The organism is Streptococcus sp. Marseille-P6264, assembly GCF_902460355.1.
GTDB lineage: Bacteria > Bacillota > Bacilli > Lactobacillales > Streptococcaceae > Streptococcus.
The window spans coordinates 172,408-195,794 of the sequence record NZ_CABPTO010000001.1 but is presented as its reverse complement, the minus strand read 5'-3'; the positions used below and the strand labels follow the sequence as shown (position 1 = coordinate 195,794).

General features: G+C 41.1%; 26 protein-coding genes. 9 read left to right on the top strand and 17 right to left on the bottom strand.

What is annotated here, in order from left to right; genetic code table 11:
* Window positions 1-70: 70 nt before the first annotated feature.
* The 12 genes from FZ941_RS01075 to FZ941_RS01020 all read right to left on the bottom strand — a co-directional run bounded on the left by FZ941_RS01075 (window position 71) and on the right by FZ941_RS01020 (window position 10,259).
* The gene (locus FZ941_RS01075; RefSeq protein ID WP_015604983.1) at window positions 71-1,279 is read right to left on the bottom strand and encodes an acyl-CoA dehydrogenase family protein; all 1,209 of its coding nucleotides are present in this window, start codon (window positions 1,277-1,279) and stop codon (window positions 71-73) included.
* Window positions 1,280-1,582: 303 nt separating this feature from the next.
* A complete protein-coding gene (locus FZ941_RS01070; protein WP_015604984.1) occupies window positions 1,583-1,921 on the bottom strand; it encodes an ATP cone domain-containing protein in 339 nt (112 codons plus the stop codon).
* Window positions 1,922-1,936: 15 nt separating this feature from the next.
* A complete protein-coding gene (locus tag FZ941_RS01065; RefSeq protein WP_148886515.1) occupies window positions 1,937-2,437 on the bottom strand; it encodes a GNAT family N-acetyltransferase in 501 nt (166 codons plus the stop codon).
* Between the two features lie 336 nt (window positions 2,438-2,773).
* A complete protein-coding gene (locus FZ941_RS01060; RefSeq protein WP_148886514.1) occupies window positions 2,774-3,430 on the bottom strand; it encodes a hypothetical protein in 657 nt (218 codons plus the stop codon).
* Between the two features lie 53 nt (window positions 3,431-3,483).
* Window positions 3,484-4,419, bottom strand: coding sequence for a 4-hydroxy-tetrahydrodipicolinate synthase (gene dapA / locus FZ941_RS01055; protein WP_148886513.1), 936 nt, complete (start codon window positions 4,417-4,419; stop codon window positions 3,484-3,486).
* Between the two features lie 79 nt (window positions 4,420-4,498).
* A complete protein-coding gene (locus tag FZ941_RS01050) occupies window positions 4,499-5,575 on the bottom strand; it encodes an aspartate-semialdehyde dehydrogenase (RefSeq protein ID WP_148886512.1) in 1,077 nt (358 codons plus the stop codon).
* A gap of 242 nt (window positions 5,576-5,817) precedes the next feature.
* Window positions 5,818-5,943, bottom strand: coding sequence for a hypothetical protein (locus tag FZ941_RS10690; RefSeq protein ID WP_262366259.1), 126 nt, complete (start codon window positions 5,941-5,943; stop codon window positions 5,818-5,820).
* A 183-nt stretch (window positions 5,944-6,126) separates the two neighbouring features.
* Complete coding sequence (locus tag FZ941_RS01040) at window positions 6,127-6,651, bottom strand: GNAT family N-acetyltransferase (protein WP_148886511.1); 525 nt, start codon at window positions 6,649-6,651, stop codon at window positions 6,127-6,129.
* Window positions 6,648-7,301, bottom strand: coding sequence for a DNA alkylation repair protein (locus FZ941_RS01035; RefSeq protein ID WP_148886510.1), 654 nt, complete (start codon window positions 7,299-7,301; stop codon window positions 6,648-6,650). The genes FZ941_RS01040 and FZ941_RS01035 overlap by 4 nt, the downstream gene beginning before the upstream one ends.
* 3 nt (window positions 7,302-7,304) lie before the next feature.
* Window positions 7,305-7,916, bottom strand: coding sequence for a DUF5052 family protein (locus FZ941_RS01030; RefSeq protein ID WP_148886509.1), 612 nt, complete (start codon window positions 7,914-7,916; stop codon window positions 7,305-7,307).
* Complete coding sequence (locus FZ941_RS01025; protein ID WP_148886508.1) at window positions 7,913-8,455, bottom strand: hypothetical protein; 543 nt, start codon at window positions 8,453-8,455, stop codon at window positions 7,913-7,915. The genes FZ941_RS01030 and FZ941_RS01025 overlap by 4 nt, the downstream gene beginning before the upstream one ends.
* Before the next feature lie 133 nt (window positions 8,456-8,588).
* Window positions 8,589-10,259, bottom strand: coding sequence for a formate--tetrahydrofolate ligase (locus tag FZ941_RS01020; protein ID WP_148886507.1), 1,671 nt, complete (start codon window positions 10,257-10,259; stop codon window positions 8,589-8,591).
* Window positions 10,260-10,466: 207 nt separating this feature from the next.
* Between FZ941_RS01020 and FZ941_RS01015 the strand changes: the two genes are divergently transcribed.
* The 5 genes from FZ941_RS01015 to FZ941_RS00995 all read left to right on the top strand — a co-directional run bounded on the left by FZ941_RS01015 (window position 10,467) and on the right by FZ941_RS00995 (window position 14,640).
* On the top strand, window positions 10,467-11,159 hold the full coding sequence (locus FZ941_RS01015; protein WP_148886506.1) for a phosphopantothenate--cysteine ligase: 693 nt from the start codon (window positions 10,467-10,469) through the stop codon (window positions 11,157-11,159).
* Window positions 11,156-11,707, top strand: a complete 552-nt coding sequence (coaC, locus tag FZ941_RS01010) for a phosphopantothenoylcysteine decarboxylase (protein ID WP_148886505.1) — start codon at window positions 11,156-11,158, stop codon at window positions 11,705-11,707. Before FZ941_RS01015 ends, coaC begins: the two co-directional genes overlap by 4 nt.
* Window positions 11,691-12,254: an ECF transporter S component gene (locus FZ941_RS01005; protein ID WP_125446530.1), complete on the top strand. Its 564-nt coding sequence runs from the start codon at window positions 11,691-11,693 to the stop codon at window positions 12,252-12,254. Before coaC ends, FZ941_RS01005 begins: the two co-directional genes overlap by 17 nt.
* A 195-nt stretch (window positions 12,255-12,449) precedes the next feature.
* Window positions 12,450-14,168, top strand: a complete 1,719-nt coding sequence (locus FZ941_RS01000) for a phospho-sugar mutase (protein ID WP_148886504.1) — start codon at window positions 12,450-12,452, stop codon at window positions 14,166-14,168.
* 124 nt (window positions 14,169-14,292) lie between these two features.
* On the top strand, window positions 14,293-14,640 hold the full coding sequence (locus FZ941_RS00995; RefSeq protein ID WP_148886503.1) for a PedC/BrcD family bacteriocin maturation disulfide isomerase: 348 nt from the start codon (window positions 14,293-14,295) through the stop codon (window positions 14,638-14,640).
* A 790-nt stretch (window positions 14,641-15,430) separates the two neighbouring features.
* Here FZ941_RS00995 and mutY read toward each other — a convergent pair.
* From mutY to FZ941_RS00960, 5 genes are all read right to left on the bottom strand, one after another.
* Window positions 15,431-16,594, bottom strand: a complete 1,164-nt coding sequence (gene mutY, locus FZ941_RS00985) for an A/G-specific adenine glycosylase (protein WP_148886502.1) — start codon at window positions 16,592-16,594, stop codon at window positions 15,431-15,433.
* 214 nt (window positions 16,595-16,808) lie between these two features.
* Entirely contained in the window at window positions 16,809-17,783 is a 975-nt protein-coding gene (gene pta / locus FZ941_RS00975) for a phosphate acetyltransferase (RefSeq protein ID WP_148886501.1), read from the bottom strand.
* Window positions 17,784-17,802: 19 nt separating this feature from the next.
* Entirely contained in the window at window positions 17,803-18,696 is an 894-nt protein-coding gene (locus tag FZ941_RS00970; RefSeq protein WP_148886500.1) for an RluA family pseudouridine synthase, read from the bottom strand.
* Window positions 18,693-19,511 carry an NAD kinase gene (locus tag FZ941_RS00965; RefSeq protein ID WP_187418362.1) on the bottom strand — a complete coding sequence of 273 codons (819 nt, stop codon included), beginning with the start codon at window positions 19,509-19,511 and terminating at the stop codon, window positions 18,693-18,695. Before FZ941_RS00965 ends, FZ941_RS00970 begins: the two co-directional genes overlap by 4 nt.
* Window positions 19,495-20,166, bottom strand: coding sequence for a GTP pyrophosphokinase family protein (locus FZ941_RS00960; RefSeq protein ID WP_125372903.1), 672 nt, complete (start codon window positions 20,164-20,166; stop codon window positions 19,495-19,497). The genes FZ941_RS00965 and FZ941_RS00960 overlap by 17 nt, the downstream gene beginning before the upstream one ends.
* Window positions 20,167-20,261: 95 nt before the next feature.
* Between FZ941_RS00960 and FZ941_RS00955 the strand changes: the two genes are divergently transcribed.
* From FZ941_RS00955 to FZ941_RS00940, 4 genes are all read left to right on the top strand, one after another.
* Complete coding sequence (locus FZ941_RS00955; RefSeq protein WP_148886498.1) at window positions 20,262-20,822, top strand: CYTH domain-containing protein; 561 nt, start codon at window positions 20,262-20,264, stop codon at window positions 20,820-20,822.
* A 78-nt stretch (window positions 20,823-20,900) separates the two neighbouring features.
* Window positions 20,901-21,857: a ribose-phosphate diphosphokinase gene (locus FZ941_RS00950; RefSeq protein ID WP_148886497.1), complete on the top strand. Its 957-nt coding sequence runs from the start codon at window positions 20,901-20,903 to the stop codon at window positions 21,855-21,857.
* A gap of 11 nt (window positions 21,858-21,868) precedes the next feature.
* Window positions 21,869-22,981 (top strand): cysteine desulfurase family protein, encoded by a 1,113-nt coding sequence (locus FZ941_RS00945; protein WP_148886496.1) that lies wholly within the window; start codon window positions 21,869-21,871, stop codon window positions 22,979-22,981.
* Between the two features lies 1 nt (window position 22,982).
* Entirely contained in the window at window positions 22,983-23,330 is a 348-nt protein-coding gene (locus FZ941_RS00940; RefSeq protein ID WP_148886495.1) for a DUF1831 domain-containing protein, read from the top strand.
* Window positions 23,331-23,387 lie beyond the last annotated feature (57 nt).

The following is a 23,387-nucleotide window of genomic DNA, read 5'->3' as shown; positions in this document are numbered from 1 at the left end:
ATATAAACTTCAAAAAGAAAGAATCGGAACGATCACTAGCAAATGCTGAGCAATCGTTCCAAATTCATTATTATACAAATGCTCCAACACCAGTAATCTCACGACCAACAATCAAGGCATTCACTTCGTGTGAACCTTCATATGTATAGATTGATTCAGCATCTGCAAAGAAACGAGCAACGTCTGTCTCAAGTGTAATACCATTACCTCCGCAAGTTTCACGAGCAAGAGCAACTGTTTCGCGCATTACCAATGAGTTGTGCATCTTAGCAAGTGCAGAGTTAAGCATCAATTCGTTACCTGCTTCTTGCATTTCTGCAATACGAGTTGAATAAGCAATAACTGCTACAGCATTTGCTTGCATACGAGCCAATTTTTCTTGAACAATTTGGAATTTGGCGATTGGACGTTTGAACTGTTCACGATCTTTAGCATATTTAAGAGCTGCAACATATGATCCACAAGTCACTCCCATAGCAATGTGAGCAACGTCCGCACGAGTGAAGGTCAAGATACGGGCTACATCACCAAAACCATTGATATTTACCAAACGGTCTGAATCTGGAACCTCTACATTCTTCATGGTAATATGGCCATTACGGACACAACGAAGAGCAATCTTGTGTGGGATTGGTTCTGCATGATATCCAGGAGCTCCCTTACGAACGATAAAGCATTTCACTTTTCCATCTTCAACGTCGCGGGCAAATACTGGAACAACATCAGCTGTATCTGATCCACCGATCCAACGTTTTTCTCCGTTCAAGATCCATTTATCGCCAACACGCTCAGCTGTTGTAGCAAGACCTCCAGCAATGTCAGAACCTGACAACGGCTCAGTCAAAGCGAAACATCCTTGCCAGTCAAATGCAGCCAATTTAGGAAGGAATTCTTTTTGTTGACGCTCGTCACCACCAAGCAAGATTGTGTTGTAGCAAAGTCCACCATGAACTGTGAAGAAAGTTGCTATAGACGCATCAAAACGAGCTAATTCCAAATACAAGAATGCGATATAAAGTTCTGATGGTTTGTAGTTGCCTTCGCGACCTTCGAACAATTTAGGGTTGTTCATAATTTGAGCGCCTTTAGCAACAGCATAGAATTGTTCGAATGGGAAATCAGGTGCTTCCCAATATTCATTGATTACAGGACGAAGGTGTTTTTCAATCAAACGACGAGTTTCTTGTAATACTTCAGCTTCTCCCAATGTCAAGCCATCTGCATAGTGGAAAAGATCCTCAGGGTATAGTTCACGCAAAATTTCTTCTTTAGTTGCCATTTTATTGACTCCTTTTGTATAGTTTTTATTTGTAATAAGAGCGCTTTCATTTTGCGGCTCAGTATTTGTTGACGCTTTCATTTTATATCTAATATGTTATAATGTCTACTTAAGAAAGATTAATAAGACCATAAGTTGAGATTATACATATTGATTTGACTGGCTTTGAAAGGTCTTTTTCTAATAAAAACTAGGAAAAAATCTTTGAATGCGGTTACAAACTTTGAAGAAAGATCTACCTTGAACTGACTTTTTATATTGAGTTTAAAAAAAGAAAAAGCCCATGTGGGCTTTTCAGCATTTTTATCGGATTTGCTCAAAATGCAAATGGACAGCGATATGATCACCGTAACCACTGCGCTCCAAATCACGCTGCAAGCGGTAAGAAATATAATGCTCAGCAATGGTGATATAACCTGCTCCCAAGAGACGATTTTCAACCATAGACTGAATCATACTGATAGTCGCACGCTCAACCTTGGCTTCTTCCAAATCTAACACGACTTTTTTTGTCACCAAGGCTAGATTTTGACGGAGGTCGTCTGTCAAGACATAAACAGTTTGAGCTGCTTTTAATACCGCTTGATAGATTTTATCTGGGTCAAAATCAACGACTTCCCCACTACGTTTAATAACTTTCATAAAATACTCCTTTATTTATATATTTCTGATGTAATGTAAATCTCTGGCTTGACTGCTATCAATCCAATTTTCAGTAGCAGAGTCAAAGACAAAGCCCTCTTTTTCATAAAAAGGAAGACCAATAGCATTTCCTTCAGTTACTGTGACGGCTTGTTTTCTAGCCTGATATTGTGATTTTTGATAAGTTGTCAAGGTCTCCAATAACTCATGACCGATTCCCAAACGTTGAGCCTGCGGCAAGACGTAGAGAACATAAACATTGGCTCTGCCGTCCTCACTCATTCCACCACCAATACAACCAAGCATCTGCCCATTCACTTCTGCCAGCCAATAGCCGTTCCATTCGGTAGAAAGTTCAGTCAAGTCCTTGTGCAAACGTTCTTGGCTATAGAACATGTCAAACACTCGCTCTATGTAGGAAGAGGAGTAAATATCTTTATAGGTAGTCAGCCAAGTTTCTCTACATATTTTTTGGATTTGATGCCAATCATCCTTGCTTGCCTTACGAACCTGCATTTTCTCACCTCTCAAGCGAAGACTTACCCTGTCATTATACAATTTTTTCTTGTTTTTTTCAAAAAGAATGGAACATTTAGAAAAAGGGCTGCAGAGATGAACCGAACCACAATCCTTAGAATGTTATCTAACGTTTGATGCACCATTCAGATACAATCCTTTTGAAATATTTTTCAGAGAACTATAAGTATTAGTCTTTTTATCAAGTTAATAGAACTAACTAATAAGAGGCTGGGACAAAAGTCCTAGCCTCTCAATTGTCTTTGGATTGTCGAGCAAGACGCGGTGGTTGAGTGGGCTCTACTACGCTGATCTCATCAGCTTTTACAGCCCTACTCAACTGTGCGGAGGTGGGACGACGAAATCGAATTCTAACGAATTACCGATTTCTGTCCCACTCTCACTTTGCTCTAATACAATGTCTTGTTTCTTGTAACGATAATGCATTTTCCAATGATTTTCAGATACTTCTTCTAATTTCAGAGTTTTGTTAATCTTATTAAAAGGCAATTTCTCTTCCTCAACTTTCTTTAGGAGCTCAACTAATAAATCACCCCCAGCGTTTAGAGAAATCAAACTATCATCCTCACTATCGTATTGAAGTAAAACTTTCTTAGTCGGTTTGTGGATGACATTATAAAGATTGAAAGCTCTTTTAATGTCAAAATTCTTCTCTTTGTCTGCTATCATTGACACAGTATGTAACTCTAACCGACCAATTTTAAAAGCCCCGAAAAGACTGACAACAATCCCTAATCCAGCAAGTGTTTCCCATATAAGAGAGAAAAGTTTTAAATCCCAATCTGTTATAAGGTTAAGGAGTAAATAAAGAGCCACTAAACCAAATCCTAACAAAATTAAACCTGCGCCATAGAAACTTGCCTTATCACCAGTTCGAATAATTGGTTTGTCGTAAACTCTCTTCCCCTCAAGTTTTTCCAGACTGTGCTTTGCCTTGTACTCTTCGATTCGTTGACTATGCTTTTCTGTCATATTATGAAATCACACCTCACTTATACCTGTATCCTCTAAAACAAATTTGCCGATCAATAATCTGGTCTCAAGACACCTTTAACAGTCTCTTTCGTCGCTTCATAGTCGCCATCAACCACGACCTTGATAATGCGTTTGGCATCTTCTTCAGGAGCTGGCACAAGCGGTAAGCGGGTTGGACCCGCTGCAAATCCCATGTAATTAAGCACAGCCTTGACTGGGGCTGGGCTTGGATAAGAGAAAAGTGCATTGACTTTAGGGATGAATTTCCGTTGGATAGCTGCTGCTTTTTTGATATCATTGTGCTCAATAGCATCCAGCATTTCAAACATTTCATCACCATTTGTATGAGAAGCAACGGAAATAACTCCATCAGCCCCCAGATTCATAGCATGAAAGGCATCGCCATCCTCACCTGTATAAATCAGGAACTCCTCTGGACGATGTTCAATCAAATAAGCCATATTCGCCAGACTGGTGCATTCTTTCACGCCGATAATATTTGGGTGTTCTGCCAGCCGCAACATAGTCTCAGGTGTCATCTCAACTACTACCCGTCCTGGGATATTATAGATAATAATAGGCAGGTTTGAAGCATCCGCAATGGCTTTAAAATGCTGATACATGCCTTCTTGAGACGGTTTATTGTAGTAGGGAACAATAGCCAAACCAGCCGCAAAACCACCAAAGACATCTACTTCTTTGACAAATTCGATGGAGTCACGCGTTTCGTTGGTACCGACACCAGCTATCAAAGGAACACGCCCCTTAACAACCTTTTGAACTGCCGCAAATAGCTCCAATTCTTCATCGTGAGTCAAGGTTGGACTCTCTGCAGTCGTCCCAGCTAGCAAAATTCCATCCGTATGGTGAGCCAAAAGATGCTCAATCAAGTCTGGAATGGCCTCAAAATTGATGGAGCCATCTTCATGAAAAGGCGTGATGAAAGCTGTGATGATTTTACAATTCTTCAAATCTGCGTATGCCATAGACTTACCTCTCTTTGTATGAAAAGAGGATTGAATGACAGATATTCAATCCTCGACCTGTCACGTATTTTCAGACAGTTTATTTTAATTCAAAAACAACTTCTCCCGTCGGACGGACCAAACCACGCTCATGAAGAGTTTCAGCGATTTGGACAGAATTCCAAGCAGCACCTTTGAGAAGGTTGTCTGAAACGACCCACATATGGATTCCTTTTTCTGCATCCAAGTCTTTACGAATACGACCTACAAAAGTATCGCGTGAACCAACTGCGTTAATTGCTTGAGGATAGATTTGATGAGCTACGTCATCTTCAAGAACAGCACCTGGGAAAGCTGCAATGGCTGCCTTGACTTCTTCAATTGGAGCCACTTCTTTCGTTTCGATGTAAACAGACTCAGAGTGAGCTGACAAGACGGGAATACGCACACATGTTGCAGATACTGCAATGCTGTCATCTTCCATGATTTTCTTAGTTTCCTTAGTCATCTTCATCTCTTCGTATGTGTAATCATTGTCAGTGAAGACATCGATTTGTGGAAGAGCGTTAAAAGCGATAGGATAGTGTTTCTTGTCACCACCTGAAGGCAAGATTTCCGCATGCAAATCACGTGGATTCACACCATCATTCAACACTTCACGAAGCTCGCGTTGCGTTTCAAGAATCGCTCCCATACCTGCACCAGAAACCGCCTGATAAGTTGAAACAATGATACGCTCCAAGCCCCATTTTTGACGAACAGGCTCAAGAGCCACCATCATTTGGATTGTTGAGCAATTGGGACAAGCGATAATCCCTTTATGCTGATCTAGTGCATGAGCATTGACTTCTGGAACAACCAGAGGCACATCAGGATTTTGGCGGAAATATGAGGTGTTGTCCACTACGACTGCACCAGCTTTAACTGCATAGGGAGCATATTTTGCTGAAGTAGAGCCACCAGCTGAGAAAAGAGCGATGTCTACACCTTCAAAGGCAGTTTCTGTTGTTTCTTCAATGGTAACATCTTGTCCCTTGAACTGAAGAACCTTACCAGCTGAACGAGCAGAAGCCAAATAACGGATCTTATCAATTGGAAGTGACGATTCTTCCAGCATTTTAATCATTTGAGCGCCAACAGCACCTGTCGCGCCGACTACAGCAACTGTATATCCCATACAATCCACCTCTGAATTTTCTAAAAATTTTGTATATTCTAGTATTATACTATTTTTAAGGAAAAATGCAAATATTTCTAAAGAATTACGGACTTATTTTGTTGCAATGCTCAGCACTCACAATACTGACCCTCTCAGTATCAATGTCTCTAAGCTCGACTGCGACCAACCGTCTTGCCTCTCTGAGAGAAGTTTCATGGTTTACAAATTTTGTTCTCACGAACAAAGCTGCATCCATTGCTCTACGACTCAACTGTCTTCTGCGAAGTTGTTTCCTCAAGAGCAATAGCACTCACGACGACGACCGTCTCAGTATCAATGTCTCTAGGATCAGCTTCGACCAATGGTCTCGCCAATCTAAGAGACATAGAAAAATCCCCAATCCGTAGACTGGGGATAGGGGCACTTTCGTGTGATCAGCAGGTTCACACAACTGATCAAGGTCCGCTCCTGCGTTATGACCTCCCATGCTTCAATTTGCAGAAAATCTGCATATCGACTCATCGCACGAAATATAGTTTACCTTATCTTTCTCCGTTTTGTCAAGGTATTTAATCTAAAATATAAACAAAAACTTGTCTATCTTTCCATTCCTGACCTTCTTTTTGGAATTGTTTCCGTACTCCTTCAAGATAGAAATCAGCTTGCTCCAGCAAATTCTGTGAAGGGATATTCTGTAGATCAACATGTGCTTCTAAACGATGAAATCCTAGTTCACGACTGACTTTCTTAAGTTCACCTAGCATAGCTCTGGCGTAGCCCTGACGCCAAAATTGATTATGTATCGTATAACCTATTTCCGCCCATTGAAAATCGTCTCTAGCCAGCACAAATAAATTAACCATTCCTACATGTTTTCCGCTTTTTGCATCATAAATTCCCCAAATATACTGTTGGTCTTTCTCTCGGAAATCTCGGTGCTTAGCCACCAAATCCGCAAACCAACTTTCTGTACAAATTGTCATATCTAAAAACCCATCATCAAATGGAGATTGGGAAGGCAGTCTATCGGAAAATCCTTCCAGCCAAGCCGAATAATCTTTCTCTTCCAGATATTTTAAATAAATATGTTTCATAAATACTTACTTCCCTCTCGAATACTAAGCGCAGCCATTTCTGCCTGATGCCGCTCGATAAAATCTCTGACCCAGTCTGGGTTGGTTTTGGAATAATCTCTCAGCGCCCAGCCGATTGCCTTGTTAATAAAGAATTCTGTTTGGCCTAGATTATTGACTAAAATTTTCTCCAACAGCCCTGTGTCTGTTTCCTCTTTTCGCAGCAGCTGATGATCGATGGCCAAGCGCCGCAGCCAGATATCCTCATCACAACTCCAGGATAAAATAATCTCTTTGGTTTCTGGAAATCGGGCAATGATTGATCCGACCAAGCGATCCAAAAAGTCAATAGTATCCCACCAAGATTTTGTTTGAGCCAGCTTTTTCAAACAAGGCAAGTCAGATGGAGTCAACAGCTTCTTGCTAATCTCCAGATAATCTAGCGCGGCATACTGCAATTCTCGATAAAGATTGTTCCAAGCTTCATTTATAAAATTCCAGTCAATAACAGAGTCAGTTTGCTGTTTGAAAAAAGCTTTTGCGAGTTTCCGTCTGGCTGGAGTCTTGACTCCTAGAAACTCAAATTTATTTTTCATATAGGATTTCATAGCCACTGCATCATCAGGGTTAGCTACAGCTTTTAACTCTTTTACCAATTCCTCTACATTCATAGCTTACTCCAGCAATTCACGGTCATAAATAGTGTAGTCACAGCGGTAAATAACGAGACGCTTGCCGTCAATCAGCAACTCAGAAGTTTTAGGAGCATCTGACTTATCAAGAGAGACACGGTCGACAGCATAAGCTGCTAGAGGAGTCCCGTTTTGAGAGCGAATCAGAATGACCTTCTTCTTGCCAGTAAAGTCGTTTTTAAAAGCTGAAATCATGCGATTTAAAACGGGAACTGAACGGCTATTCTCCTCAACATCTGCCGTCTTTTGATACTGGGCAAACACATCTTTCAAGCCTTTTTCTTCTGCTATTAAGGAAGATCCCACATGGTCAATCTCATACTTACCCAAGGTGATTTTGAGCACAGAAGAATCTTCCTTGGAATTTCCCTCCGCATCAACTGAGTCAAATTCCTCGTTACGCGAGATGGATAAGGACTTGCCTGACATCTGGTCAATGAGCTGAGAATTTTCATCATAGGTGCGAACCGTCATCTCTAAACCAAGCCATTCCTCCTTGGCATTTTTGAACCACTTTTCAACAGACTGACAACCGGTCAAGGTCAAAAGACCAATACTCAAAAGAGCTATTAATAGGTATTTCTTTTTCATTATTTATGCTCCATATTTTTTTCGTATAAGGAAATTTCTTTTGCAATTTGGGATTTGGCTGCTTTTCCCGTCAATAATAACTTGAGAGGCCTCATCACTTGCAGTCCTAGGCCACCCATTGCATAGTAAGACAGGCGATAGTAAAAATAATTTACAAATTCAATGATGGCAAACAACCAAAGTAAAACTCCAATAATGATATTACTGCTACTACTCACTCTAAAAGACCAGATCCAAATCGGTATATATGCAAGCAGCATCATTAAATCTAGCACTTTTAATCCTTTATAAAGAGGTACAAGTAGTTGAGCTTTCAGGGCCTTCTTCTTTTGGATTCGTCTTAAACAGTTAAGCCAATAGAGGGAACCTTGAACCAATATCAGATTAAGAATTAACAGTGGGAAATAAAGGACGGCACTGGATGTGGCAAATCGGGTCTCTGGTTTCGTATGCAGAACATACACGATACAGAACAACACGACACTTATCGATTCCCCTGAGGCCAAATAAATTAATTCCTGTTTGAGACTTCTTTTTTTCAATGTTCATCCTCCTATGAGCAAAAACTAGGTGATGGGAATATGGCTTTATTATATCAAAATATCTGGAATTTAAGTCTAAAAAAGAGAGGCCCAGCGCTATTTAGCCCAACCTCTTCTTATATCTTAAATTCAATTAGAACAGACCGATCGCTGTGCCGTCTGCCGCCACATCCATATTGAGTGCCGCAGGACGTTTTGGCAATCCTGGCATGGTCATGACATCTCCTGTCAAAGCCACAATAAAGCCTGCCCCAAGTTTTGGTACCAATTCACGAATGGTAATTTCAAAGTTTTCTGGCGCGCCCAAAGCAGCAGGATTATCTGAAAAACTATACTGTGTTTTAGCCATACAGATTGGCAGCTTGTCCCAGCCATTCTTGACAATTTCACGAATCTGAGTCTGCGCTTTTTTCTCAAAGTTTACTTTTGAACCGCGATAGATTTCAGTGACAATTTTCTCGATCTTCTCTTCGATAGTTGAGTCATTGTCATAAAGACGAGTGTAGTGTGCTGGTTTTTCGTCAATGGTTTTGACAACAGTTTCAGCTAGGGCCACACCACCTTCGGCACCATCAGCCCAGACGCTAGCTAACTCAACTGGTACTCCGATTTCTGCACAGAGTTCCTTAAGAGCAGCAATTTCAGCTTCCGTATCAGAGACAAATTCATTGATAGCTACTACCGCTGGAATACCGAACTTACGGATATTTTCAACGTGACGTTTGAGATTGGCAAAGCCAGCACGTACCGCCTCAACATTTTCTTCTGTAAGTGCATCCTTGGCCACACCACCATTCATCTTAAGAGCACGAAGTGTTGCGACAATTACCACTGCATCTGGAGAAGTTGGTAAGTTCGGAGTTTTGATATCGAGGAATTTCTCAGCACCAAGGTCTGCACCGAATCCGGCTTCTGTCACCGTATAATCAGCTAAACGCAGCGCTGTACTAGTCGCCAAGACCGAGTTACAGCCATGGGCGATATTGGCAAACGGTCCGCCATGAACAAAGGCTGGTGTTCCGTAAATAGTCTGTACTAGATTTGGCTTAATCGCATCTTTCAAGACTAATGCCAAGGCTCCTTCTACCTCAAGGTCACGAACATAGACTGGCGTGCGGTCATAGCGATAGCCGATAACGATGTTAGCCAAGCGATTTTTCAAATCTTCAATATCCGTTGCCAAGCAAAGAATCGCCATGACTTCAGAAGCAACCGTGATATCAAAACCATCTTCGCGCGGAATACCATTGAGAGGGCTGCCTAAGCCGACAGTCACATGGCGTAGTGCTCGGTCATTCAGGTCAACCACCCGCTTCCAGATAATGCGACGTTGGTCGATACCCAGCTCATTTCCCTGATGCAAATGATTATCGATGAGAGCAGACAGAGCATTATTAGCAGTCGTAATGGCGTGCATGTCACCAGTGAAATGCAGGTTAATGTCTTCCATCGGTAAAACTTGCGCGTGACCACCACCTGCTGCGCCTCCTTTGATTCCCATCACTGGCCCTAGGGACGGTTCGCGGATAGCAATCATTGTTTTCTTGCCAATCTTATTAAGCGCGTCAGCCAGTCCAATGGTAATGGTAGACTTACCTTCTCCAGCTGGAGTCGGATTGATTGCCGTCACTAAAATCAGCTTGCCGACAGGATTTTCTGCTACTTCACGAATCTTGTCAAAACTGAGTTTGGCCTTGTACTTTCCGTACAGCTCCAAGTCATCGTAGTCAATACCAACCTTTTTTACTACATCCACAATAGGCTGTAGGGCAACGCTCTGAGCAATTTCGATATCTGTTTTCATTAGGAACTCCTCTAATTTGATAAAACTATTATAACAAATATGATATAAAACTGCACATTTAAACTCCAATAACAACACAACGTTCGGTAATTACTCTATATTCTTTTAGAGGATATAGAGTTTTTCATAGAAAAAATAAGTTTAGCTGAATAAAACATTAAGTTTATTTTATTTTACTAAATTCGTTTTTTCTTGTAGAATAAAGCTATGAATATATTGATTACCTCTGGCGGAACGAGTGAAAAAATCGACCAAGTCCGCTCTATCACTAATCATTCGACGGGTCAACTTGGGAAAATGATAGCCGAGCATTGCTTGGCCGAGGGTGCTTCGGTGACTCTGCTGACAACGGCTAAAGCTGTCAAACCTGACCCGCATGACAACCTAACGATTAAGATCATTGAAGATACGGAGCAGCTCCTGACAGCCACGGAAGGACTGGTGCCTGCTCATGACGTACTCATTCATTCGATGGCTGTTTCTGACTATAAACCAGTTTATATGGCAGGATTTGAGGAGGTTCTTGCCAGTTCAGATTTGGCAAAATTTTTGGAAAAAAGTAATTCTGAAAGTAAGATTTCGTCTGCTGATGACTATCAGGTACTGTTCCTCAAGAAAAATCCTAAAATCATCAGCAAGGTCAAGGAATGGAACCCCAATATTCGATTGATTGGCTTTAAGCTCTTAGTTGGCGTTTCTAAAGAAGAGTTACTGGCTACTGCTAGAGCTAGCCTTGAAAAAAATCAAGCTGAATTAATTGTAGCCAACGATTTGACTGAAATTACTAGTGGGCAACACCACGCCTACCTCCTTGGTGCAAACACTGTCACAGAAGCTTTCTCCAAAGAAGAAATTGCTGAACAATTGTTAAGCCATATCCAGAAAGGAGACAGTTCATGACCCATATTACTCTCGCTGTCACGGGCAGTATTTCGGCCTATAAAGCAGCAGATATTACGAGCCAGCTGGGTAAGCTAGGCTACAGTGTGTCTGTTCTCATGACGGAAGCTGCCAGTCACTTTATCACCCCGCTGACCTTACAGGTTTTATCAAAGAATCCTGTTTCCCTTGACCTTATGGACGAGCCGAGGCCAGACAAGGTCAACCATATTGAGATCGGCAAAGAAACAAATCTTTTCTTAGTCGCTCCCGCAACGGCTAATACCATCGCCAAACTGGCTAATGGTCTAGCGGATAATATGGTAACCGCTACAGCCCTTGCTCTCCCGTCTCATGTCAAAAAAGCCATCGCACCAGCCATGAATACCAAGATGCATGAAAATCCCCTAACTCAGCACAATTTGGAAAGATTAAAAAAATTTGGCTGGGAGATTATCGAACCGCGTGAAGCTGTTCTAGCTTGCGGAGATCATGGGACTGGCGCTCTAGCTGATGTCAATATTATTATAGAAAAAGTAAAGGAAATTATAAATGAGAAAACAATCTAGTATCGCGCAAATTGCTATCTTTTTTGCTATTATGTTAGTGCTCCATCTGCTGAGCTCTGTTATTTTCAACCTACTACCGGTTCCGATTAAACCGACCATTATCCATATTCCAGTCATTATCGCTAGTATTATCTACGGACCGCGAATTGGAGCTGTTCTTGGAGCCCTGATGGGGGTAATCAGTGTGGTGACCAACACCGTTGTCCTGCTGCCAACTAGCTACCTCTTCAGTCCTTTTGTAGAAAACGGCAGCATCAATTCATTGATGATCGCTATGGTTCCACGTATTTTAATCGGAATCACTCCGTATTTTGTCTACAAATGGATGAAAACTAAGCCAGGTTTAGTTTTAGCTGGTGCTGTGGGCTCAATGACTAACACCATCTTCGTTCTCGGAGGAATTTTCATTCTATTTTCATCTGTTTACAATGGAGACATCAAAGCTATGCTTGCATTGATTTTTTCAGCTAATGCAATCTCAGAAATGATTATTTCTGCTATCCTTACAGTTGCAATCGTTCCAGCACTTGAAAAACTTAAAAAATAATCACCTAGCGTGATTATTTTTTTTGATCCAAGCATGCTCATTTTTTCAAAGTATTTCACTATTTTTTAGGTCAGTACTTTCAAAAAATATGAAAATATGTTACAATGAAAGCGATTGAACAAACAAGAAAATCTTGTGCCCTTTCTTAAAACCACACAGTGATTTTCTATCTTAAATATAAAGGAGACTCCATCTATGACCTATCAAGAAAACTTCAAAAAATGGCTTGACTTCGCTGAACTTCCTGACTATCTTCGGAAAGAGTTAGAAGGTATGGACGAAAAAACTAAGGAAGATGCCTTTTATACAAACCTTGAGTTTGGTACTGCTGGTATGCGTGGCTTGATCGGCGCTGGTACCAACCGTATCAATATTTATGTTGTCCGTCAGGCAACCGAAGGTTTGGCTCGCTTGATTGAAGAAAAAGGTGATGAGTTCAAAAAACGCGGTGTTGCGATTGCTTACGACTCTCGTCATTTTTCACCAGAATTTGCCTTTGAATCTGCTGCAGTCTTGGCTAAACATGGCATCAAGTCTTATGTATTTGAAAGCCTACGCCCAACACCAGAACTTTCATTTGCAGTGCGCCATTTGGGAACTTTTGCTGGTATCATGATTACAGCCAGCCACAACCCTGCTCCATTTAACGGCTACAAGGTATATGGTGAAGACGGCGGACAAATGCCTCCGCATGATGCAGATGCATTGACTGATTACATCCGTGCGATTGAAAATCCTTTTGCGATTGAGGTAGCTGATGTTGAAGCTGAAAAAGCTTCCGGCTTGATTGAAGTGATTGGCGATGCTATTGATGCTGAATACCTCAAGGAAGTTAAAGATGTCAATATCAACCAAAAACTGATTGATGAATACGGTAAGGACATGAAGATTGTCTATACTCCGTTGCACGGTACTGGTGAAATGCTAGCTCGCCGCGCTCTTGCTCAAGCAGGATTTGACTCTGTGCAAGTCGTTGAAGCGCAAGCTGTAGCCGACCCTGACTTCTCTACTGTTAAATCTCCAAATCCTGAAAGCCAAGCAGCCTTTGCTTTAGCTGAGGAATTGGGTCGCAAGGTTGGTGCAGATGTCTTGGTTGCAACTGACCCAGATGCTGACCGTGTCGGTGTAGAAGTTCTGCAAAAAGACGGCAGCTATCTCAACCTTTCAGGTAACCAAATCGGTGCCATCATGGCTAAGTACATCTTGGAAGCTCATAAGAGTGCTGGAACTCTGCCAGCTAACGCAGCTCTCTGCAAGTCTATCGTTTCTACTGACTTGGTAACTAAGATTGCCGAAAGTTATGGCGCAACCATGTTCAATGTCTTGACTGGTTTCAAATTTATCGCTGAAAAGATTCAAGAATTCGAAGAAAAACACAACCACACTTATATGATGGGATTTGAAGAAAGCTTCGGTTACTTGATCAAACCATTCGTACGTGATAAAGATGCTATTCAAGCCGTTCTTGTAGTTGCTGAGCTTGCTGCCTACTACCGCTCACGTGGTTTGACTCTGGCTGACGGTATTGAAGAAATCTACAAAGAGTATGGTTACTTTGCTGAAAAGACTATCTCTGTAACCTTGTCCGGTGTTGATGGAGCAGAGCAAATCAAGGCTATCATGGCTAAGTTCCGTAATAATGCTCCAAAAGAATGGAACGCAACAGCTATCACTGTTGTAGAAGACTTTAAGACTCAAACTGCTACTGCTGCAGATGGTACTGTTACAAACTTGACAACTCCTCCAAGCGATGTGCTGAAATACACCTTGGCTGATGGTTCATGGATTGCTGTCCGCCCATCCGGAACAGAGCCAAAAATCAAATTCTACATTGCCGTTGTCGGTGATAGCAATGAGGATGCTCAAGCAAAAATTGCTGCTATTGAAGCAGAGATTAATGCCTTTATCAAGTAAAATAACACTATCAACCAATCAACCAGAGAATGAAATTCACATTCTCTGGTTTTTCGTTTCCAAATCAAGCATTTTTCTGCTTTTTATGGCATACTAGTTTTATCAAAAGAAATGAGGATTATTTATGGAACAATTTGCTCAAAATATTAAAGACTTGGAAGTCACAACTGTTGACCGAGCTCGCCAAGCTATTGCTGACAAAGAAACTGCAACTTTCTTCGTCGGTCGCCAATCTTGCCCATACTGCCGTAAATTCGCTGTTACTCTTGCAGGTGTTGTCGCTGATACCAAGGCGCATATTTTCTTTATCAATAGCGAAGAAGCTAGCGAATTAGAGAAACTGCAAGCCTTCCGTTCAGAATACAGCATTCCGACGGTTCCTGGTTTTGTTCATGTTCAAGACGGCCAAGTAGCTGTTCGTTGTGATTCTTCTATGACTGCAGATGAGATTAAAGCTTTTGTTGGGATTTAAGCACAAGTTCCCATTTAAAGGGTAGTTTATTTGCCTCTCTCTTTACAGAGTGAGAAGGACTATAAGTTATTTTAAAAACGAAAAAGACAAACAATATTGTTTGTCTTTTATTTTTCTTTCAAAGTATATATCGGAAAGCCGCGTTCTACTATTTTATCATCTAGTTTAAAATAATTTTTAAACCAATGCTTATATTTTTTAAATAAAGCTTCAATAGAGATATACAGGATGATTAGTGAAAAAATAAATAGAAAAGCGTGCCAATCTTGAAATTCCGATGAACTCTCAATGAAAATACCCCAGTATACACATGAGAAGAGCAAAAGAACTCCTAAAATTAAATTTACATATAAAATATAGCTCACAAAGAAGAGAAATTGATGTTTCTTTGATCTTTTACTGTAATAGATTTTATAGTTTTCGGTGTGTCTTTCGAAGACAGGCAAGTGAAAGGATTAGCGTCCGCTCCCGAACTTGACTAACTCAGGTAAGGCATGATAGCCACACCAATGGAAGAATTTATAGATGAACTCGCGAGTCAAAAAATAAATATTTAAACCTATAAAAATTGGAATAATGACGAAGTCAGGTTTCACCGTTGGAGAAAATACCCGCTGAAAATAAAGAAGGCAATGTAAGAAATTCAAAGCGCCTAATATAAAATAAATGACACTAGCAAGTTTGCTACGACGTCCAATAAAAGTTTTATCTGGAGGACTAGAGGTAGGGGACATATTTTAGTGATTTCCTATTCTTCGTAAATTTAATCGAGTACAACAGACTATTGACTTTAGTTTCCATCTTTTACGTTCCTAAAAGCCTCCCACATCTTCTGCTGGGGCTTGGCAAAGGGGTACTTGCCAAATTCTTCTGGATCAAGCCACAAGACCTCTCCCTCAGCTTCGTGCTGGCTATCTTTGACTCGACCATAAGCCAGCTGGATATGCCACTTACGATGACTGAAAACATGCTGCACCTTCGGAAAGGACTGTTGCTGCCAATCGACAATCAACTCATAATCCTGCTCAAAGCTTTCTTGAGGAGACAAGTCCAGATTGGGCTGATTTTCAGCCACCTCAAAGAGAGACATCTGATTATCTGATTGAAATTCCTCGACTTCAATCAAGGGAAAATGCCAAAAACCTGATAGCAAGCCAGCAGCTTCATTCTTTTCAAGCAAGAACTGTCCTTGCTCGTTTTCGATAATCAAGCCCTGCAAATAGACCGGAACTGGCTTCTTTTTAGGTGCTTTAATTGGATATTTATCCATTGTTCCGTGCAAATAAGCTGCGCTGAACTCTTTTACAGGACTGTCTTCTGGATGAGGATTAATAGGAGCTTCAATATCCGATCCCAAATCCATCAACGCCTGATTGAAATCTCCAGGTCTGTCTGGATCAATCAAAATCTCCATCATAGCCTGAAAAACCTTACGATTGCTAGGTTGGCCAATATCTAAATCAACTTCGAATAATCGACTCAGCACCCGCATAACATTGCCATCAACCGCGGGTTCAGGAAGGCCAAAAGCAATACTAGCAATGGCACCAGCCGTATAAGGTCCAACCCCTTTGAGGCTAGCAATTTCTTCATAGCTACCAGGAAATTTTCCATCAAAATCCGTCATTATCTGCTGGGCTGCTTTTTGCATATTTCGCACCCTTGAATAATAGCCCAATCCTTCCCAAACTTTGAGCAATCTATCCTCTGGAGTCTGCGCTAAGTCAGCTACAGTTGGAAACCAGTCAAGAAAGCGATCATAGTAAGGAATCACCGTATCCACACGTGTTTGCTGCAACATAATCTCAGAAACCCAGATATGATAAGGATTATTGGACCTACGCCAAGGCAAATCGCGCTTGTTTTCATCATACCAAGTTAATAATTTCTCGCGAAAAGAGGCGATCTTCTCCTCTTCCCACATTTCAATTCCAAATTTTTTTAAATCTAACATTTTTCTTATACTTAAGCAGACAAAAAAGAGAGTGGGACAGAAATCGGTAATTCATTAGAATTCGATTTCGTCGTCCCACCTCCGCACAGTTGAGTAGGGCTGTAAAAGCTGATGAAATCAGCCTAGTAGAGCCCACTCAACCACTGCGTCTTGCTCGACACTCCAAAGACAATTGAGAGGCTAGGAGTTTTGTCCCAGACTCTTTTTAATTATTTTATTGGTCAACACATTGTGCAGCTGTAATCAGTGTTAAGTTATAAACGTCATCTGAATTACATCCGCGAGAAAGGTCGTTTACTGGCTTATTCAATCCTTGAAGAACTGGACCGACTGCTGAGAATCCACCTAAACGCTCTGCCATTTTATAACCGATATTTCCTGCTTCAATGCTTGGGAAGACAAAGACAGTCGCTTTACCTGCAACCTTGCTGCCTGGAGCTTTCAAGGCTGCTGTGCTTGGTACAAAGGCAGCATCAAATTGCAATTCTCCGTCAACTTCTAGGTCTGGGCGCAATTCATGAACCAACTTAGTCGCATGAACCACTTTATCAACGCTTTCTCCAAAACCAGATCCTTTAGTTGAATAGCTAAGCATGGCAATCTTCGGATCAATACCAAACATTTTGGCTGTCACAGCTGAGTTAATCGCGATTTCTGCCAAAGCTTCTGAGTCAGGATTGATGTTAATGGCACAGTCACTGAAAAGATAACGTTCTGAACCACGCACCATGAGGAAGGCACCTGAAGTTCTTGTTACATTTGGACGCGTTTTAATGATTTGCAAGGCTGGACGCACTGTAGCAGCTGTAGAGTGGATAGAGCCAGAAACCATACCATCTACGATATCGAGGTAGACCAGCATAACTCCAAAATAGTTAACGTCTGTTCTTAAAAGCTCGAGAGCTTCTTCTTCACTGATTTTGCCCTTACGACGTTCCACAAGAGCAGCTACCATTTCTTCCATTCTGTCATAGTTTTTAGGATCTATGACTTCATATCCGTCCATAATGTTTTCGATTTCCAGGTAAATACGGATTTTATCTGGATTTCCCAAAAGAACTGGTGTAACTTCTGATTCTTTTACTATGCGTTTCACCGCTTGAAGAATACGCGGTTCTTGCCCTTCTGGCAAGACGATACGAACATTTTTTCCAACAACTGTGTCTCTTAGACTTTCAAAAACTTCCATGAGTTTCTCCTTTAAAATTTTAATTATTTTTTGTTAACGATGTAATAGTATTTTGGAAATCAATCGGCAACTGGGATTCCAATTGAAGCTGCTTTTCCAAAAATGGATTATAAAAAGATAGGGAGTGGCAATGCAAGGCCTGACGTGTAATTCCCGCTTCCAAAGTCCCGCCATAGAGATCATCTCCAAGGAGCGGAAAGCCAAGATGGGCAAAGTGCACACGAATTTGATGGGTTCGTCCAGTGTGCAAGCGAATATCTACCAAATAGATATCGCCAAACTGCTCTACAACCTTGTAGCTGGTATGAGCATATTTGCCATTCTTTGTCACACATCTGGTGATGATGCTATCAGGGTCGCGCCCGATTGGCGCAATTATATCTCCCTCCAGTTTAAGCTCACCACGCCCCTGAACGAGTGCGTAATAGCGCTTCTCAATCATTTTTTTCTGCAGTTGCTTATCCAGTCTTGCATGAGCATAGCCATGTTTTGCAAAGAGCATGAGACCACTGGTATCACGATCCAATCTCGTCACAATGTGAACCTGCTGATTTTCATAATCTTGCCGAATATAGTAAGCCTTAACAAAGTTTGCCATCGTATTCGAATGATTGACACTGGGGATACTGGCCACCCCAGCGGGTTTACCTAAAACCAGAAAATGTTCATCTTCATACACGATCGACAAATCACGATCCACAGCTTCTAGGCTTTCAAATCCCTTCTCAGAGGGAATATCTACCGTTACTTTATCGCCAATATCCAGTAAATAAATAGCGTTTTGAGGCTGATCATTGACAAGAATATTGCCGCCTGCAAACTTGACCTTGGCCAAAAGCCCTTTCGAAATCTCATGCTTTTTCAAAAATGTTTTGACTTTGACATGCTCATCTGCAATAAACTCAAATCTCATCCTTGACACTCCCCGATAAAGGAGTCTCTCACGCGATTCCAAAAGCTGGTATGGCTGGGCGAAGCCACAAAGTTAATCTTATGATTATCGATTTGGTACTCAAGACGGACAATATTTTTATAAGAAAATGTTTGATTATCGACCGCTATGGTATAGTAATCATTACGTGTCGGTAGCAGCTCAATCTTATCTTTTTTAGGAACAATAACTGAGGAACCCAAGGTACGATACACACGGTTATTGAGACTAGCAATCTCTGTCACTTGTAAGGCTTCAATCGTTGGGTGTAGGACTGCTCCTCCTAAAGATTTATTGTAGGCCGTGCTACCAGTCGGCGTTGAGACAGAAATCCCATCACCTCTGAATCGCTCAAAATGAACATTATTGATGACCACATCAACTACCATTGTTCTATCGGAGCGTTTAATCGTTGCTTCATTGAGCGCACGAATCGTCCGAGTTTCCCCATTTTCAAAGGTTAGCTTGACATTTAAAATCGGATAAGAGACCTTGGCACCTGTGTCCAATTTCAGATTTTCCACTAATTTATCGATTTCAAAGTCTCGGTAATCTGTATAAAAACCCAAATGTCCGGTATGGACACCGACAAAGCGCACCTTATCCAGCTGATCTTCATACTTGTGGAAGGCTGATAGCAGCATCCCATCACCACCAACAGAAATCACGATATCTGGATTTTTGGGTGTCAGGATAAAGCCTGCTTTCCGCAATTTTTGCATCAGAGTTTGAAATACTTCCTCACTCTGCCTTTTGCGATTGCGGATAATCGCAATTTTTTTACCTGTATTCTTCATCTGTATCGTCACTATTTCCAACACCGTCATTTAGCTTACGGTGCAGAGGATCAAAGAGCGCCTGTGCTTCTTGGATGGCATCACGAATGGCTCCCATCTCTTCGTCTAGTTGGTAGGCCAGATTGGCCGTTATCTCCAAGCGTTTCTTGATCTCCTCTGGAAATTCTCCTTTATACTTATAGTTTAAAGAGTGCTCAATCGTTGCCCAAAAGTTCATGGACAAGGTACGAATCTGAATTTCTGCTAAGATAACTTTATTGCCATTAATCGTATCTACTGGATATTCAACGATGGCATGGTAGCTACGATAACCACTGGCTTTTTTGTTTTTGATGTAATCACGCTCCTGGACGATACGCATATCGGTCCGATTTCGCAAAACTTCTAAAACTTCATCCACATCGTCTACAAATTGAACCATAACACGCAAACCAGCAATATCCTGCATCTCTTGGGCTAAGTTTTCCTCAGTTATCCCGCGAAGTTCCATTTTTTCCTTGATGCTTTCAATATGTTTTACGCGACCGGTTACAAACTCGATCGGTGAATGGCGTTGCTGTTTGCGATACTGTTTGCGAATGCCACGAAGCTTGATTTTCAACTCACCAACCGCCTGAATATATGGATCCAGAAAATCTTCCCAATCTATTGTCATATACATACCTTGTCATCTATTCGTTTTTTGTATAAAATAAACACAGTTGTTATTATAACATAAAATCGCTTTCAGATAAAGAAAAGGATTTAAAAATGAACCATTTAGAAATTGAATACAAAACAATGCTAACAGAAGACGAACATAAACGACTTCTGACCTTCTTTGATCATGTCCAGCCAATTTTCCAAGTCAACTATTATATTGATTCGGCGGACTTTGTTCTCCGTGAAGCTCGTATGGCCTTGCGAGTCCGAACTACTCCTGAGGATGCTGAGTTTACTCTGAAAATTCCTCAACCACTTGGAAATTTCGAGTACAACCAAATCTTATCCAAAGATGAAACCAAGGAAATTCTGGAAAATTTGCAATTTCCTCAGGGACAAATCCTCGAAAAACTTCAAGAAAAAGGAATCCCCGTTGACAAACTGACGATCCTCGGAACCCTTGAAAATATTCGTTACGAAAAACAAGATGAACTCGGTCTTTTTGCCTTGGACGAAAGCCGTTACTTTGGTAAAAAAGATTTCGAATTAGAATTAGAAATTAATAATATCGAAGAAGGGGAACAGAAATTCAAAGACTTTTTAAATGAAAAGCAAATCCAATACAAGCCTGGTAAAAGTAAGATTGCTAGATTTGCCGAAAACTTGTAAAAATGCTGAAATAATCTCATTTTTTTGGTAGAATAATACTTATAAATCTAAAGAGACAAAAAGAGGATGGTCATTCTAATGTCAGACAAAAAAAATATGAAGCTTTTCTCCCTCAATTCTAATCACTCAATCGCTGAGAAGATTGCTGAAGCTGCTGGTCTACCGTTAGGCAAGCTCTCTTCCCGTCAATTTTCTGATGGCGAGATTCAGATTAACATTGAGGAGAGTGTCCGTGGCTACGATATTTACATCATTCAATCCACCAGCTTTCCGGTCAATAATCACTTGATGGAGTTATTGATTATGGTCGATGCTTGTAAACGAGCAAGTGCCAATACCGTGACCGTTGTCATGCCCTATTTTGGTTATGCCCGCCAAGATCGGACGGCTGCTCCTCGCGAGCCAATCACTGCAAAACTCGTTGCCAATATGCTGGTTGGAGCTGGCGTAGACAGAGTTATCTCACTTGACCTTCACGCCGTCCAAGTACAAGGCTTCTTTGATATCCCAGTCGATAACCTCTTCACAATTCCGTTGTTTGCTGAACATTATTGCAACATGGGCTTAACTGGTGAGGATGTCGTCGTTGTCAGTCCGAAAAATTCTGGCGTCAAGCGTGCTCGTAGTTTGGCAGAATATCTTGATGCTCCAATCGCTATCATCGACTATGGTGAAGATGAAGCAGGACGCTCCGAAGGATATATCATCGGTGAGGTTGAAGGCAAAAAAGCAATTTTGATTGACGATATCTTAAATACTGGACGTACTTTCTCAGAAGCTGCTAAAATCGTTGAACGTGAAGGGGCTGTCGAAATTTATGCCGTATCTAGTCATGGCTTATTTGCAGATAAGGCTGCAGAATTGCTAGACAATGTCCCTATCCGAGAAATATTGGTGACTGACTCTGTTGATACGAAAGAAAAAACTCCGAAGAATGTTCACTACATCACAGCCAGCGAGTTGATTGGTGATGCTATTGTGCGTATTCAAGAAAGAAAACCAGTCAGCCCACTTTTTGCTTTTCAAAAGAAATAAGGGATAAATTTGTGATTTATTTAGATAATGCTGCTACAACCGCTTTATCGCCTGCTGCGATTGAGTCCATGACTCAGGCAATGACAGTCTTCGGCAATCCATCCAGTACCCACAGCCACGGTCGAGAAGCTAAAAAACTGCTCCGACAAGCTCGCGAAGATATTGCTAAAGTTCTACACACACAGAGCAAAAAAATCCTCTTTACATCAGGTGGTACTGAAAGTAATAACACTGCAATCAAGGGATATGCCCTACGCCATCAGAATCAAGGCAAGCATATTATCACTACGGCCATTGAACACCATGCTGTTTTAGAGCCTGTTGAATACTTGGTGGAACACTTTGGCTTTGAAGCGACTATTATTCAGCCAGTGGATGGACAAATCCGAACTGAAGATATCAAGAATGCTCTCAGACCAGATACTATCCTTGTCTCAGTCATGGCTGTCAACAATGAAACAGGCTATATTTTACCGATTCAAGAAATTGGTCAATTACTAAAGGATCATCCTGCTGCTTTTCATGTTGATGCAGTCCAAGCTGTCGGAAAGCTCCCCATCTATCCTGAAGAATGGGGAATCAATTTCCTGAGTGCATCAGCTCATAAATTCCACGGCCCAAAAGGGGTGGGATTTCTCTATGCCGACCAGATGGATTTTGATAATTTCATGCATGGCGGCGATCAAGAAAACAAACATCGAGCGGGTACAGAAAACCTCGTTTCCATTGTCGGGATGGCAACTGCACTTTCTGAAAATTTTGCCCATTTAGAGGAAAATCTTGATCATGCCCAGCAGTTAAAAGATACTTTACTGGACAACCTAACGGATATAGACTACTACCTAAACGAAAGTCAGCCTAGCCTGCCTTATGTTGTCAATATTGGATTTCCAAACCAAAAGAATGATCTTATCTTGCTTCAAATGGACCTTAATGGCTTTTCAATCTCGACTGGCTCTGCTTGTACAGCTGGTGCTGTTCAGCCCAGCCATGTCCTTCAAGCCTTATATGGCTCTAACTCTGAGCGCCTAAAAGAATCCATTCGCATCAGTGTGTCAGATCAAACTAGCATCCAAGAAATCAAACTATTAAGCCAAAAACTAAAAGAAATACTAGGAGGATAAGATGGCTTTTCAAACATCTGTTAGCTTAGCAAACTGCAACTTCACCTACTCGCTCCATCCAAACGTTAAAAAATTTACCTTACGGGATAACACATTTACTGAAACAAAAGTTGGTAATTACGAGCTTTCTCGCTTACTCGAAGCTGTTCCTAATAGTGGCGATGGATTCTTGCTTAAGATTATCGTCAATAAAGATCTAAGCGGAGTAAAAATCAATATTACGGACAAGTCTGGTTTAAGATTGGTTAATATCTTCAAATCAGAAAAACACCATATTATTCAGCAAAAATTCTATTTCCTGATGGATAGTTTAGTTGAAAGAGACATTTTTGAAAAAACACCTCAATAAGCGAAATTCTAAGAATTTTGCTTATTTCTATTATTTTATCTATCTTTATTAGTATAA

Excerpts from the sequence above, each read along its gene's own strand:
- FZ941_RS01075 (WP_015604983.1), bottom strand. The coding sequence starts at position 1,279 with ATGGCAACTAAAGAAGAAATTTTGCGTGAACTATACCCTGAGGATCTT.
- FZ941_RS01070 (WP_015604984.1), bottom strand. The coding sequence starts at position 1,921 with ATGAAAGTTATTAAACGTAGTGGGGAAGTCGTTGATTTTGACCCAGAT.
- FZ941_RS01065 (WP_148886515.1), bottom strand. The coding sequence starts at position 2,437 with ATGCAGGTTCGTAAGGCAAGCAAGGATGATTGGCATCAAATCCAAAAA.
- FZ941_RS01060 (WP_148886514.1), bottom strand. The coding sequence starts at position 3,430 with ATGACAGAAAAGCATAGTCAACGAATCGAAGAGTACAAGGCAAAGCAC.
- dapA (WP_148886513.1), bottom strand. The coding sequence starts at position 4,419 with ATGGCATACGCAGATTTGAAGAATTGTAAAATCATCACAGCTTTCATC.
- FZ941_RS01050 (WP_148886512.1), bottom strand. The coding sequence starts at position 5,575 with ATGGGATATACAGTTGCTGTAGTCGGCGCGACAGGTGCTGTTGGCGCT.
- FZ941_RS10690 (WP_262366259.1), bottom strand. The coding sequence starts at position 5,943 with ATGTCTCTTAGATTGGCGAGACCATTGGTCGAAGCTGATCCTAGAGAC.
- FZ941_RS01040 (WP_148886511.1), bottom strand. The coding sequence starts at position 6,651 with ATGAAACATATTTATTTAAAATATCTGGAAGAGAAAGATTATTCGGCT.
- FZ941_RS01035 (WP_148886510.1), bottom strand. The coding sequence starts at position 7,301 with ATGAATGTAGAGGAATTGGTAAAAGAGTTAAAAGCTGTAGCTAACCCT.
- FZ941_RS01020 (WP_148886507.1), bottom strand. The coding sequence starts at position 10,259 with ATGAAAACAGATATCGAAATTGCTCAGAGCGTTGCCCTACAGCCTATT.
- FZ941_RS01015 (WP_148886506.1), top strand. The coding sequence starts at position 10,467 with ATGAATATATTGATTACCTCTGGCGGAACGAGTGAAAAAATCGACCAA.
- coaC (WP_148886505.1), top strand. The coding sequence starts at position 11,156 with ATGACCCATATTACTCTCGCTGTCACGGGCAGTATTTCGGCCTATAAA.
- FZ941_RS01005 (WP_125446530.1), top strand. The coding sequence starts at position 11,691 with ATGAGAAAACAATCTAGTATCGCGCAAATTGCTATCTTTTTTGCTATT.
- FZ941_RS01000 (WP_148886504.1), top strand. The coding sequence starts at position 12,450 with ATGACCTATCAAGAAAACTTCAAAAAATGGCTTGACTTCGCTGAACTT.
- FZ941_RS00995 (WP_148886503.1), top strand. The coding sequence starts at position 14,293 with ATGGAACAATTTGCTCAAAATATTAAAGACTTGGAAGTCACAACTGTT.
- mutY (WP_148886502.1), bottom strand. The coding sequence starts at position 16,594 with ATGTTAGATTTAAAAAAATTTGGAATTGAAATGTGGGAAGAGGAGAAG.
- pta (WP_148886501.1), bottom strand. The coding sequence starts at position 17,783 with ATGGAAGTTTTTGAAAGTCTAAGAGACACAGTTGTTGGAAAAAATGTT.
- FZ941_RS00970 (WP_148886500.1), bottom strand. The coding sequence starts at position 18,696 with ATGAGATTTGAGTTTATTGCAGATGAGCATGTCAAAGTCAAAACATTT.
- FZ941_RS00965 (WP_187418362.1), bottom strand. The coding sequence starts at position 19,511 with ATGAAGAATACAGGTAAAAAAATTGCGATTATCCGCAATCGCAAAAGG.
- FZ941_RS00960 (WP_125372903.1), bottom strand. The coding sequence starts at position 20,166 with ATGACAATAGATTGGGAAGATTTTCTGGATCCATATATTCAGGCGGTT.
- FZ941_RS00955 (WP_148886498.1), top strand. The coding sequence starts at position 20,262 with ATGAACCATTTAGAAATTGAATACAAAACAATGCTAACAGAAGACGAA.
- FZ941_RS00950 (WP_148886497.1), top strand. The coding sequence starts at position 20,901 with ATGTCAGACAAAAAAAATATGAAGCTTTTCTCCCTCAATTCTAATCAC.
- FZ941_RS00940 (WP_148886495.1), top strand. The coding sequence starts at position 22,983 with ATGGCTTTTCAAACATCTGTTAGCTTAGCAAACTGCAACTTCACCTAC.